The organism is Bacteroidota bacterium, from assembly GCA_016720935.1.
In the GTDB taxonomy this organism is placed as follows: domain Bacteria; phylum Bacteroidota; class Bacteroidia; order AKYH767-A; family 2013-40CM-41-45; genus JADKJP01.
This window is the reverse complement of the sequence record JADKJP010000002.1, coordinates 482,177-494,163: the sequence shown is the minus strand read 5'-3', so window position 1 is coordinate 494,163 and position 11,987 is coordinate 482,177. Positions and strand designations below refer to the sequence as shown.

14 protein-coding genes are annotated in these 11,987 nt (G+C 39.5%); 3 read left to right on the top strand and 11 right to left on the bottom strand.

The genetic code is table 11. The annotated features are described in order from the left end of the window. Nucleotides 1–79 precede the first annotated feature (79 nt). From IPP86_02240 to IPP86_02225, 4 genes are all read right to left on the bottom strand, one after another. Nucleotides 80–1,123 carry a pesticidal protein Cry7Aa gene (locus tag IPP86_02240; protein MBL0137335.1) on the bottom strand — a complete coding sequence of 348 codons (1,044 nt, stop codon included), beginning with the start codon at nucleotides 1,121–1,123 and terminating at the stop codon, nucleotides 80–82. 285 nt (nucleotides 1,124–1,408) lie between these two features. Further along, nucleotides 1,409–2,170, bottom strand: coding sequence for an SDR family oxidoreductase (locus IPP86_02235; GenBank protein ID MBL0137334.1), 762 nt, complete (start codon nucleotides 2,168–2,170; stop codon nucleotides 1,409–1,411). A 131-nt stretch (nucleotides 2,171–2,301) separates the two neighbouring features. Beyond that, nucleotides 2,302–2,592: a YtxH domain-containing protein gene (locus IPP86_02230; protein MBL0137333.1), complete on the bottom strand. Its 291-nt coding sequence runs from the start codon at nucleotides 2,590–2,592 to the stop codon at nucleotides 2,302–2,304. A 217-nt stretch (nucleotides 2,593–2,809) separates the two neighbouring features. After that, nucleotides 2,810–3,049 carry a hypothetical protein gene (locus IPP86_02225; GenBank protein MBL0137332.1) on the bottom strand — a complete coding sequence of 80 codons (240 nt, stop codon included), beginning with the start codon at nucleotides 3,047–3,049 and terminating at the stop codon, nucleotides 2,810–2,812. A gap of 182 nt (nucleotides 3,050–3,231) precedes the next feature. Here IPP86_02225 and IPP86_02220 point away from each other — a divergent pair, with 182 nt between their 5' ends. Further along, nucleotides 3,232–4,344, top strand: coding sequence for an Omp28-related outer membrane protein (locus IPP86_02220; protein MBL0137331.1), 1,113 nt, complete (start codon nucleotides 3,232–3,234; stop codon nucleotides 4,342–4,344). A 100-nt stretch (nucleotides 4,345–4,444) separates the two neighbouring features. Here the strand turns inward: IPP86_02220 and IPP86_02215 are convergent, their stop codons facing one another. The 7 genes from IPP86_02215 to IPP86_02185 all read right to left on the bottom strand — a co-directional run bounded on the left by IPP86_02215 (nucleotide 4,445) and on the right by IPP86_02185 (nucleotide 9,823). Further along, nucleotides 4,445–5,365, bottom strand: a complete 921-nt coding sequence (locus IPP86_02215) for a TerC family protein (GenBank protein ID MBL0137330.1) — start codon at nucleotides 5,363–5,365, stop codon at nucleotides 4,445–4,447. 9 nt (nucleotides 5,366–5,374) lie between these two features. Next, nucleotides 5,375–5,623 (bottom strand): zf-TFIIB domain-containing protein, encoded by a 249-nt coding sequence (locus IPP86_02210; GenBank protein ID MBL0137329.1) that lies wholly within the window; start codon nucleotides 5,621–5,623, stop codon nucleotides 5,375–5,377. Between the two features lie 8 nt (nucleotides 5,624–5,631). After that, nucleotides 5,632–6,339, bottom strand: coding sequence for a carbonic anhydrase (locus tag IPP86_02205; protein MBL0137328.1), 708 nt, complete (start codon nucleotides 6,337–6,339; stop codon nucleotides 5,632–5,634). 100 nt (nucleotides 6,340–6,439) lie between these two features. Next, on the bottom strand, nucleotides 6,440–6,697 hold the full coding sequence (locus tag IPP86_02200) for a sodium-dependent bicarbonate transport family permease (protein ID MBL0137327.1): 258 nt from the start codon (nucleotides 6,695–6,697) through the stop codon (nucleotides 6,440–6,442). 77 nt (nucleotides 6,698–6,774) lie between these two features. Then, nucleotides 6,775–7,527 (bottom strand): Hsp20/alpha crystallin family protein, encoded by a 753-nt coding sequence (locus IPP86_02195; GenBank protein MBL0137326.1) that lies wholly within the window; start codon nucleotides 7,525–7,527, stop codon nucleotides 6,775–6,777. Between the two features lie 155 nt (nucleotides 7,528–7,682). Beyond that, nucleotides 7,683–9,050: a HAMP domain-containing histidine kinase gene (locus IPP86_02190; GenBank protein MBL0137325.1), complete on the bottom strand. Its 1,368-nt coding sequence runs from the start codon at nucleotides 9,048–9,050 to the stop codon at nucleotides 7,683–7,685. A gap of 80 nt (nucleotides 9,051–9,130) precedes the next feature. Beyond that, nucleotides 9,131–9,823, bottom strand: a complete 693-nt coding sequence (locus IPP86_02185) for a response regulator transcription factor (GenBank protein ID MBL0137324.1) — start codon at nucleotides 9,821–9,823, stop codon at nucleotides 9,131–9,133. 386 nt (nucleotides 9,824–10,209) lie between these two features. On the opposite strand from IPP86_02185, the gene IPP86_02180 reads away from it, so the two are divergent. Next, nucleotides 10,210–10,857, top strand: coding sequence for a DUF47 domain-containing protein (locus tag IPP86_02180; GenBank protein ID MBL0137323.1), 648 nt, complete (start codon nucleotides 10,210–10,212; stop codon nucleotides 10,855–10,857). A 30-nt stretch (nucleotides 10,858–10,887) separates the two neighbouring features. Further along, nucleotides 10,888–11,877 (top strand): inorganic phosphate transporter, encoded by a 990-nt coding sequence (locus IPP86_02175; protein MBL0137322.1) that lies wholly within the window; start codon nucleotides 10,888–10,890, stop codon nucleotides 11,875–11,877. The last annotated feature ends 110 nt before the right edge of the window (nucleotides 11,878–11,987 follow it).

Genomic DNA, 11,987 nt, shown 5'->3' with positions numbered 1-11,987 from the left:
AGGTATCACTTTACCTGTTCTGTTTACGAAAAGAGAAGGTTGACCCTCGATCGCCGGAAGTTTCTTATCAACAACAAATTCAAGCATCATTTTTTTTCTTATTAAGTAAAAGTTCCTTTATCAGTCCTGACACACTCACAGAGGCGCATGCGATTTGCTCGTCAGCTGCACCGTAATAAATATAAAGCGTATCCTGGTTTACAATTGCACCGGTTGGAAAACATACATTGTTCACTTCTCCTTTTAATTCCCAGTCGTATTCCGGCTTAAACAACGCATATGGAAGTCGTGCGATTTCCTTTTGTGGATTATTTAAATCCAGCAATGCGGCACATGCTGAATAAACATAACCACTAACTGTGTCATGAACACCATGATATATCAGCAACCATCCTTCATTTGTTTCAATAGGCGGACAACCTCCTCCTATATAGCTCACTTCATGTTTGTATTTTGGAGAAAGTAAAATGAACTCATTCATCCGAAGAAAATAATTTTGCCAGAATTCAGGTGTCAGCTCATTTAAATCATGCACGCAGGTAATTTGAATATCAGGACGAATTCGATGCAGAAAATACAATTTACCATTGATCCTTCGTGGAAAAAATATCACATTTTTGTCCCATAAATATGTAATAACGCCCTCCTTTCCATGAACTCGCAGATGTTCATTGAAACGAAGATATTTTTCGTTGATACTTCCTTTTGCCTCCGCAAGATGACTGAATTCAGAATAGGTCAATCTTGGAACGATGATTCCTTTCTTTTCAAAATTAATCAGGTCCTTTGATGTTGCCAGTGCTCCCAATGCATTGACACCATCATAAGCGGTATAGGTTAAGTAAAACAAATCATCAATCTTGACAATCCTTGGATCTTCCAATCCCTGAGACTCATAATCATTTTGAGGGAAAAGAACAGGCATATCATACCTCTCTTTTATGTTCATTGGACTATCCAGTTGGCAATATCCGATACTGGAATAATTACCTTTTCTTACTGCTCTGTAAAACAAATGAATCAATTCTTTCTCCTGGATTACTGCAGGATTCAGTACGCCTTCATTTTCAAAACCAAATTTTGTCTTCTTAAGCAGAACGCCTTCCTTCTTAACTTCTATCATGATTTTCCAAATTCAGTTCCAAAAATGTGCAGCTGAAAATTTCAGCCATATCCCCCCGGATCAAAACTCCGGATATGCAGAATCAGTTAAAGGTCATGATACTTTGGATACAAAACCTTACACTTCCGGGAGCAAAATTTACATGATTCACACATTTTGCATTTAGTTCTCTCAAACATTCATGCAAAGAATTGAAGGATTATAAACAATTGTATCAAATTTTCCGACACATGTCCCTTGCTGCTTGTATTTCACGGTATCTGCGATTTTACAGCGCTTACAGTTTTACTGAGCCAGATAACCTCCATCGATTTCCATTGCTGATCCGGTCATGAATGAACTTTCATCGGAGGCAAGAAATAAAAATCCGTTAGCGATCTCTTCTGATTTTCCAAAACGTTTCATCGGATGAAGGTCAATGATCATTTGTTTCACTTCAGCATGATCACTTATGCCACCCTTCACCAGAAGTGGAGTGTCGATGAAACCAGGACAGATGGCGTTAATACGAATACCGGATTGCCCGTATTCAATTGCAGCGGTTTGTGTTAGTCCGATGACTCCGTGTTTCGCGGCAACATAATGAGCGGAACTCGCAAAGCCTACCTGCCCAAGAATAGATGACATATTGATAATTGAGCCTGATTTTTGTTTTGACATTTGTGCAAGCTCATGTCTCATGGAATTAAAAACACCATTGAGATTTACGCCAATCACTTTCAACCAGGATGCTTCGCTCATCTCTCCGATTTTATTCGGCTCACCGCCAATACCGGCATTGTTAAGCGCGACATCAAGGCCTCCAAACGTAGCTACCGTTTTTTCAATAGCTGTTCCCACTTGTGCGAAGACAGAAACATCACATTCGATAAAAATCGCTTTGGGATTAACTTTACGAATTTCCTCCATTGATAAATCACCACCGGATGATTTCATATCTGCAATTGCAAGATTCGCGCCTTCGCTGGCGGCAAGAATTGCACATGCTTTTCCGATACCGGATAATCCACCTGTAATAAATACAGTTTTGTTGTCAAGCCTTTTCATAATCTCAGTTGTTTTTACAAAGTACATTTCATAAAACGAAAACGCCAAAACAACATCTTAAAATGCAAATGCTATCAATTGGAATTGATAAAATTGGCGTGCATCACTGGTTCATTCTAAAAAACCAGTAATCAACCAATGTTATTTTTCACTTCCTTTTTAATGGTGTCCCTGACATCTTCGTATTTCCCATTTGCCTTTGCAACCAGGTGATCTGTTGTACGAATAGTCTGGTCAACCTTTTCGCTTACTTTTTCAAGGAAATCATCAAATCTTTCCTCCATTGAATCCAACACATCTTCTCCCTTGTGTACAATTCTTCTCCTTGTTCGCGTACCTTTATCAGGAGCGAAAAGAATTCCTAACATTGCACCAGTGGCAAGTCCTGCCAACACTCCTAAAAATACTTTGCCCGTTTTCATAATAGATTTTGTTATAGGTTTTATTTTTCACTTTCAATCTCCTTTTTTCTTGAAAGCTTGTATAATAGCACGATAGAAATAAGCACAATCAGTATTTGAATTACATCAAATGGGTTGAATGCAATAAATCCAATGGTGGCAATTCCAACTTGAATAATTCCGATTGCGAGGAGCATGTTTCCCATCTGAGTATACTTTATAAACAAATACTAAATTTTCATTTTCTTGATTTAGTTTGAGGCGTTTTTGCTTCCGGAGTTTTGGTTTCGCGCAGATGTTCCCTTTCCTGAAGCTCTTTTTGAATGTCTTCTTTTGGAGCCTTTTCCTTTTCAGCGACAAGAGGTTTCACGGATGGAACGATTGTTTTCCCGGGAACAACTGATTTAATTGTTTCCTCATTTTTGTTTTTTACAGCCGGAATGGTACTGCTTTTCACGTTTTTTTGGTTGGTTTTCATGGCTGAATTATTAATGATGAACTACTTCTTTATTGATCAAAGTTCCGATTTACCATGCGTTATCACATTACACAATTCAGTCTAAGAGTTACATCATTCACACATTTTTTATTGTACTTATCTGATTTTACTATGCATGATGAGGGGAAATATATATCTTTGAAATACATAGTTCCATTCGTATGATCTACAGACTTCTTCTTCTGTGCTTGCTTTCAATCAGCTTACAATCCCGGGCTCAAACCGTTAGAAAAGTATTGGTAGAAGAATTTACCGGCGCCTGGTGTGGCGGCTGTCCGGATGCAGCCGTAAGAATCGAAAACCTGGAGGCGCTTCATCCCTTAAACACAATTGCACTATCATGGCACGAATGGGATGATCTTGAAATCACGGAATGGCCCGCTGTCCGCGATATGTTTGGAGTTGTAAGTTATCCTGCCGGCGCGGTGGATCGTTACAAATATCCCGGCAATGCCCACATTCATGTTTCCCATCTTACTTTTAATTCGCACTACAATGACCGGATGAATGTCGCGGCTATAGCAAGTATTTCATTACGTGATCCTTATTTTGACGGACAACAATATCATTTCAGTGTGGATATGAATTTCGACAGCGCGCCGATTTTGGGTGTACCGATAAAAATGAATGTATATATCACTGAAGATAGTATCCCGGCTACAGGCTCTTTGGAACAAACAAACTATCTGACCACGATCCAGAACGGAGCCAACCCTTTGGTAAACTGGTTCCATAATAAAACTGTCAGACGCGGATTAGCAGGTTCCTGGGGAATGGTCGGACCGCTTCCTCCGCAAGTAACACCTGGCGCAACCTATACACAAAACCTGAGTTTCATCCCTGATTCATCGTGGAATATTGCCAATCTAAATCTTGTCGCCTACCTCGCTTATGATGGAGATACATCATTAAATCAAAAACAAGTTATCAATGCAGAAACAGTTCGTTTAATGGATTGGTTGAATACTACTGGTCTTCCGAGATTACAAACAAGACAAATCGAACTCAAAGTATTCCCAAATCCTGCAAAATTGCAGGACAAGATTCGAATTGCCATAAATGCTCCGGAAAATGGTCGTTTAAAAATTGAAGTTCTCAACAGCCAGGGTATCTGTGTTTCTAATCCATACAGTAGCAATGAGATCGCGGGTCTCCATACATTTGAGTGGTCTTTCCTGGAAGCTAAACAACCTCTTTCACCGGGTTTGTACTATATACGGGTTACCGGAGAAAACGGGCATTCTCAATCTGCAGCCCTTTCGCTAATACACTAATTAGTGCCCTTGATGTTTTTTTCGATTATCACATAGGGAAGGAACGCTCCTTCTTGACTCATATGTTTTCGGTCAATAAATCGTTTTGAGCCACGAAGATTTAATCACTTGTCTTTTTTTTCAAAACCGAAAACAGAATACTCGTTATCAGAATGAGAGAGATAATGATCAGCGAATAGGAAATCGGTATTTTATAAAGATCCACCAGCATCATTTTAATACCGACAAAAACCAAAATTGCCGCCAGTCCGAAATGCAGGTATCGGAACAAATGGATGATGCCTGCCAAAGCGAAATACAATGAACGAAGACCAAGGATCGCAAAAACATTCGATGTATATACAATAAAAGTATCATCCGTAATGGCAAGAATTGCAGGAATGCTGTCAACAGCAAAAATCAAGTCGGTTGTCTCAATAAGAATCAGTACGATCATCAACGGTGTTGCAACCCATCGCGCATTTCTTTTTACAAAAAACCTGTCACCTTCATAATTTTCAGTGACGGGAATAAACTTCCTGAACAACCTCACAACAGGGTTCTTGTCCAGATCAGGCTTTTTATCTTTGTCTGTAAAAGCCATTTTCAATCCCGTACCAATCAGGAATGCACCGAATACGTAAATGATCCAATGAAATTTTGTAATCAAAGCGACACCTGCAAAAATAAATACGGCACGCATGAGCAAAGCTCCCAATACACCCCAAAACAATACCCGATGTTTATGGATTTCAGGAACCTTAAAAAAAGAAAAGATCAATACGAATACAAATATATTATCAATACTCAGAGCCTTCTCTATCAGATACCCGGTAAAGAACTCCACTCCTTTCTGTGGTCCCATATAGTGATAAACCCCTGCATTAAAAATTAATGCAAGGGTAATCCAAAGGAGACTCCAGGCAATCGCTTCCTTCACCGTAACCTGATGTGCCTTTCTATGAAAAACACCCAGGTCCAATGCAAGCATGAACAAGACAAAGAGATTGAACCCTACCCAAAGCAAAACCTGATTTTCCATGATCAACATTTAAAAATCGAACAAGTCTCCTAAAATGTTCTTTCGTTTGCGAAATTTAGGGTTTTTTTCCTCCGATCGATAAGCATCATCATCAAAAGAATCTCTCTTTCTATCAGTACTAAAAGATGTTGATCGCTCCAGTAGCTTATCAAGCTCTCCACGATCCAGCCATACGCCTCTGCAGGAAGGACAATAATCAATTTCGATGCCCATTCTTTCTGAGATGGCCAATTGTTGTTTGCAATTCGGACAGTTCATGAGTTCTATTAATTATATAAGTTCACAACTCCAGTTTCGAGATCATACATTCCGCCTACAATCATGATTTCTCCTTTTTCTTCCATGGCTTTCAAAATCGGGCTGCGTTGACGGATGTCGCTGATGGTTTGTAACACATTTTGTTTTGATACAGCCTCAACAAATTCATGGTTCTTAGAGTTTCGTTCACCAGGAATATTTTTTACAATTTCTGCTGAAGGCTTGATCTGATCAATCACGTTGCTGAGGTTTCCCATTTGAACATTGTCACAAGCCCCTTTCACAGCACCGCAATTCGTGTGTCCTAATACAACAATCAGCTTGGCTCCGGCGACCTTACAGGCAAACTCCATACTCCCAAGGATATCTGTGTTTTCGAAATTCCCCGCAATACGGGCATTAAACACATCCCCAAGACCCTGATCAAAAATCAATTCAGAAGATGTTCTGGAATCAAGACAACTGAGTATTACTGAATGAGGGTATTGGCCCTTTGCTGAACTTTTCACTAATTCGGGATAATCCCGTTTCAACATTCTATTTTCGACAAACCGGCGATTTCCATCCTTTAATTTCTCAAGCGCCTGACCCGGCTGGAGCGCGGCCTGAGCTTCTTTCGAAATAGTTTTGGAGGTAGATTCTTCCCCTGTTCTGAAAGACATGAAGGAAAGCACACACAATACAATCAAAGAGGATTTAAGGATTATAGTTTTCATAATTTATTATTTTATTAGAGTGTCATTTTAAGGTTTGACTGAGTAGATGATCTGAACTTATATTGATTGATAAAATAAATTCGTGAGATGATGATAAATACTAATACCGACGATGATATTGAAGGGGAATGTAATTCCCAAAGCGGCTGTCAGATAATAAGTGGGATTGGCAGCCGGAACAGCCATTTTCATAGCGGCCGGTCTTATACAATTCTATTCCTCCCTTGATCCCAATGGAGAGCAAAAGGTAAATACTGAGAATATTGTAAAACGAATCCGGAATTTTTAAATCTGATTTTGATATTCCTACAATTACGCCAAGAATAAAAAACAGAACAACCGGATCGAAAGATGACATATTGAGGTTTCTTTGTATTAAAACCCTGCCGGTTACAACCGGCAGGGTGCAGGGTAATTGCGTTAGAAATTAGATTTTCAGGCAAGCTGAGACTCCCTGGAAACTTCTTCCTTCCGAATTTCACTCAACTTCGGGAGAAACACATACAGTATCCCTTGCTGAACCGACCAGGACAGTTGACCATGATTTGTATTTTCAGGAAGTTCAAAACGACGAAGAAATTTATTCCTGAATGGAACTTCGATACGCCGATACTTCATTTCCTTAATGTATAAATTCAAGGATCGCTTTCCCCTTATTTCCAATTTTCCTTCCTGCGAATGAATGGAGACATCTTCATTTTTATATCCCGGAATTTCGAGACTGAGTTCAATATGATTTTCTGTCTCCACAATATTCGCGCGTGGGAAATACACAGAATCTTCCATGAAATTTTCGGGCAAAGCATTCTCCGTTTGTGGTTGAATTCCCTTCTCTGTCTTCCGTACGGTAATAAATAAAAATCCATTTTCAAGATCGATCTGGAGATCCTTTTTTGAAATCGGAATTTTCAAATCGTAGACCCAATGAAAATTGGCAATTCTTTCCACACTCAGGTGAAGTCGGGAACGCGAGGAATAATTTTCATTTCGACTACCTGAAATGAAAATTCTGCTTTGGATAAAATGGACAGAAATATCTTCCGGCTTGTAACCGGGAACCTCCAGTACCAGCTCTATCAAGTCATTTGTTTCAGCCACATTGGCAAGTGGAAATCCGGTGAGTTTATTATATCTTTCTTTTTTATTCATCAGGCCTTCTGTGGCGCTGATAGGATTATTTGTTTTCATCGTTTTCAGGATTTATTAATGCTTCAGTTTCCCTGTTGCCGGACGTATTCATTTTAAATACGTGCACAAAGGACGAGCAAACTCCTTAAAATGGAATTAAAGGGAGATTAAAAAAGGATTAAAATTGAACGAAAAAACCCTAAGGATTAAATCTACTATAGCAATGCAGGAAATGTAAGCAATACACGGGTTCCTTTGTCTATTTCCGATTCAACAGAAATTTTACCGTGATGCAGCTCTACAATCTTCTTAGCCAAAGCGAGACCCAGACCATGGCCCTGAATGTGTTTCACATTGCCGGCCCGTAAAAGTGGTGTAAATAATTTGTCCATATAATCGGCAGGAATTCCGATTCCGTGATCCAGGATACGGATAATTATATTTTGATTTTCAAAAGTAAGAATCACATCCGCAGTCTTATCCGGTGAATATTTACAGGCATTATCCATCAGATTGCGCAATGTGGATTTCAGCAAATGTTCCTTCCCGTGTAACATTAGCAACCGCTCGTTGTCCGGCAATTCTCCAATGTGGATGTTGATTTTATATTCCGGCTTTTTCTTTAACAACTCCCCTCTTGACTGCATGAGCAATTCATCCAGGCGTACTTCTGAAAATTTCATGAGTGAAACATCCCGACTGGCAAGCGTCAGATCAAAGAGACCCTCTGAAAGTTGGTTCATCTCCCGGATATCATCCAGTATCGATTGCATAACAAGTTTGTATTCCTCCACACTTCTTGTATTCATCAAGGTAACTTCCAGCTGGGCGGTTATGGCACTTAGAGGAGTACGTAATTCATGTGAAGCATTGGCGACAAAATTTCGTTGAAGCGCAAAACTGGTTTCCAACCTCTCCAATAATCGATTGAATGTGATGGAAAGATGAGCCAATTCATCTTCGCCATTCGCAATGTCGAGTCGCTTGTGAAGATTTGTAGCGGAAATCGCCTCCACTTCATTTACAATTTTTTCCACCGGGCCAAGAGCGGCGGCAGAAAAATATTTCCCTGAGAAATAAACAATACCAAGGCTCAGAATAAATCCTGAAATGAGAAATATTTTCAGAAGATTAAGCTCAACCAAATAATTGTTCTTCGAGGCAACTATTACAATATAGGAACCTCCTGCAGGAGAATAAGAAAATTTATGCAATAGATAATCATCAGCCAGGGGAACATACGAAGGTCCATCCGGTAATTGTTCCGGAGATCTGATCCAATTAAGCAATTGAGCATTATCAAAACTGTTGAATAACTCTTCTCCCGATTCCGTTGAAATAAAAATCTGCTCTCCCAACATTTCATTGATTTTTTGATTGCCGAGAGATTCAATCAAAACTAAATTAAGGCCATCGTTTTTAAGAAGCAAACCGGCCGTAAATTCCGCCTTCTTTTTTAACTCCATACTGAATTCCTTTTTCAGAAAAAAGGCGGATAGAAAATAAATCGAAAAACAAAAAAGCAGAAGGATGGCCCCAACCAGGATTGAAAACTGAAGAGTAAGTTGATTTTTTATTTGCATGCAAAAATTCTTTCTCAATATGAAATTGAATGTTCAACGAAATTCCAGCGGAAAAAGTGAATCATTATTTTCAAGATCAACTATTCTTCTTTCATGATATATCCAACTCCGATTTGGGTATGAATCAGTTTCTTGTTGAAATTTTTATCAATTTTTTTTCGAAGAAAATTGACATATACATCAATGACATTTGTTCCAGTGTCAAAAGAAATATCCCATATTTTCTCTGCAAGTTCTACCCTGCTAATGACTCTCTTTTTATTCCGCATAAAATATTCAAGCAATGCAAATTCTTTGGCTGTGAGATCAATTTTTTTACCGCCACGTTTAGCCGCGTGCAAATTCAAATCAAGTTCAATGTCCGCGAAACGCAGTAGGTCAGATACTGTATTGTCAGCATTCACTCTTTTCAACAAGGCCTTTACCCTTGCTAATAATTCCAGAAATTCAAACGGCTTTAAGAGGTAATCATCCGCCCCGGCATCAAAACCCAGCAACTTATCCTCCGTGCTCCCCAGGGCAGTAAGCATTAGCACCGGAGAGTTTTTATTTTGCTGACGAAGTTCTTTGCAAATTTCTATTCCGTTTTTGTACGGTAGATTCACGTCCAGAATGTATAAACTATAATTCCCGGATTTTGCCATCCTTGAGCCAAGTTCTCCATCATAAGATACATCTGTTTCCAAACCATTCTCTTCCAGTCCCCTCTTAATAAAGGCTGCCAGTTTGGGTTCGTCTTCTATCAGTAGAATTTTACCGGGTATTGTATTCATTCATGTATGCGTCAAAAAATGGGGAGAATCTATTATTAATTATTGTAAAGGCGCCTTTTCTTATAAAGAATGGATTCTAAACAACTATCGGGTTCTTAATGTTTTGGTGTCCGAAATTAATACTCGGACAATATTCCATTAAAGTTAGCCGGAAATCCTTTTAAAAAATCACTCTCTTCAGAACATATATTCATTTAAGGTATTCGCCAATACTTCATCCGAAGAGGTTTTATTCGAAGCTCCGGATTTGGAAGCTTTACTTTATGTCAAAATTTCGAAAAAATCGAATGAAATACAATAAAATTTCCCTGTGAAATTATCAACATTGAAATTTTTCCCACCTTAATTTCATTACTTTCGTCCATTCTTAAAATAATCTTCCAAACATGTCGGCGAATTCAATCTTCCAATACTTCGTTCCAAAAGACAGAAAATTCTATCCGCTTTTTGAACAGGCTTCTGCCAATCTTGTTGCCATCTCCAAACTGTTGTATGAGGCACTCACCACCACTTCTCCTGAAAAGAGAACAGCTTTTATCCGTCAGATCGAAAAACTGGAACATACAGGTGATGAAATAACCCACCAGATCTTTAATGAAGTTGCACGTACTTTTATCACTCCTTTCGATCGTGAAGACATCCAGCATTTGGCATCCGGGCTTGATGACATCATTGATTATATCCATGGCTCAGCTAAGAGAATAGAACTCTACAAAGTAGAAACCATTCACCCTTCGATGATTAAGCTGAGTGAACTTATCCTTCAATGTGCCGAAGAACTGAACAGTGCCATCCAAAGCCTGCGCAGCATGAACAACATGATCAAAATTCGTGAAGCATTGGTAAGAGTCAACAGCATTGAGAATCATGCGGATGATATTTTCGATAATGCCGTAGCCAGATTATTTGAAGAAGAAAAGGATGCAATACAGATCATCAAAATCAAAGAGGTCTTATCAGCACTCGAAACAGCAACCGATATGTGTGAAGATGTTGCGAATGTCATCGAATCTGTAATTGTGAAACACGCTTAAAATATACTATTTTCTGATAATAAGCACATTATGCAACTTATTACACTTGTAATCATCCTGGCACTGGTCTTTGACTTCATCAATGGTTTTCATGATGCTGCCAATTCGATTGCAACAGTGGTGTCCACAAAAGTTCTTTCTCCCCTCACCGCTGTAATTTGGGCTGCAGCCTTTAACTTTCTGGCTTACTGGATCTTTGAGCTGAAAGTGGCGGACACAGTAGCAAAAACCGTGAACAAAGAAAACGTCACATTATTGGTCGTTTTATCCGGTGTCATCGCAGCCATCATCTGGAATCTGGCCACATGGTGGGGCGGTATTCCTTCCAGTTCTTCACACACCCTGATCGGTGGATTTGCAGGTGCAGGTATTGCCAATGCCGGATCTTTTTCCGCTGTTCAGTACGAAAAAGTAATGCCAACAATATATTTTATTGTTCTCGCTCCGGTTATTGGTTTGGTGATGTCTTATATTATTTCTGTAATAACAATTAATATTTGTAAACGCTTCAATCCTTCGAAAGTGGATGTGGTGTTCCGAAGGCTCCAGCTACTTTCATCAGCTGCCTATAGTCTTGGTCACGGTGGTAATGACGCCCAAAAAGTTATGGGTATCATCGCCGCTGCAATGGTGTCGCAGGGAGTTATTGGGGATATAAAGGAATTACCCGAATGGGTACCTCTTGCCTGCTATACCGCGATTGCAGCCGGAACGATGATCGGCGGATGGAAAATCGTTAAAACAATGGGGCAAAAAGTTACCAAACTGACTCCATTTGAGGGATTTAGTGCTGAAACCGCGGGAGCTCTGACACTTTTCGGTACGCAGCATTTCAAAATACCGGTGAGCACTACACATACTATTACCGGTGCTATCATCGGAGTTGGAGTAACAAAACGGGTGAGTGCTGTACGTTGGGGTGTTACAATCCAACTCATCTGGGCATGGGTACTCACGATTCCGGTATCTGCTCTGCTGGCAGCCGGGATTTTCTACCTTCTGCGCATGTTCATGCATTAATTTTTGTCCTCCGAATGCAAATTCATAGTTTGAAAACGGAAACAATCAATATCAATAAAACGACATTTTAAACTCTTTCTTCCTTTTTCGAATAAATACTGCGGGAAATG

Coding starts and splice junctions, on each gene's coding strand:
- IPP86_02240 (MBL0137335.1), bottom strand. CDS start 1,123: ATGATAGAAGTTAAGAAGGAAGGCGTTCTGCTTAAGAAGACAAAATTT.
- IPP86_02235 (MBL0137334.1), bottom strand. CDS start 2,170: ATGAAAAGGCTTGACAACAAAACTGTATTTATTACAGGTGGATTATCC.
- IPP86_02230 (MBL0137333.1), bottom strand. CDS start 2,592: ATGAAAACGGGCAAAGTATTTTTAGGAGTGTTGGCAGGACTTGCCACT.
- IPP86_02225 (MBL0137332.1), bottom strand. CDS start 3,049: ATGAAAACCAACCAAAAAAACGTGAAAAGCAGTACCATTCCGGCTGTA.
- IPP86_02220 (MBL0137331.1), top strand. CDS start 3,232: ATGATCTACAGACTTCTTCTTCTGTGCTTGCTTTCAATCAGCTTACAA.
- IPP86_02215 (MBL0137330.1), bottom strand. CDS start 5,365: ATGGAAAATCAGGTTTTGCTTTGGGTAGGGTTCAATCTCTTTGTCTTG.
- IPP86_02210 (MBL0137329.1), bottom strand. CDS start 5,623: ATGAACTGTCCGAATTGCAAACAACAATTGGCCATCTCAGAAAGAATG.
- IPP86_02205 (MBL0137328.1), bottom strand. CDS start 6,339: ATGAAAACTATAATCCTTAAATCCTCTTTGATTGTATTGTGTGTGCTT.
- IPP86_02200 (MBL0137327.1), bottom strand. CDS start 6,697: ATGTCATCTTTCGATCCGGTTGTTCTGTTTTTTATTCTTGGCGTAATT.
- IPP86_02195 (MBL0137326.1), bottom strand. CDS start 7,527: ATGAAAACAAATAATCCTATCAGCGCCACAGAAGGCCTGATGAATAAA.
- IPP86_02190 (MBL0137325.1), bottom strand. CDS start 9,050: ATGCAAATAAAAAATCAACTTACTCTTCAGTTTTCAATCCTGGTTGGG.
- IPP86_02185 (MBL0137324.1), bottom strand. CDS start 9,823: ATGAATACAATACCCGGTAAAATTCTACTGATAGAAGACGAACCCAAA.
- IPP86_02180 (MBL0137323.1), top strand. CDS start 10,210: ATGTCGGCGAATTCAATCTTCCAATACTTCGTTCCAAAAGACAGAAAA.
- IPP86_02175 (MBL0137322.1), top strand. CDS start 10,888: ATGCAACTTATTACACTTGTAATCATCCTGGCACTGGTCTTTGACTTC.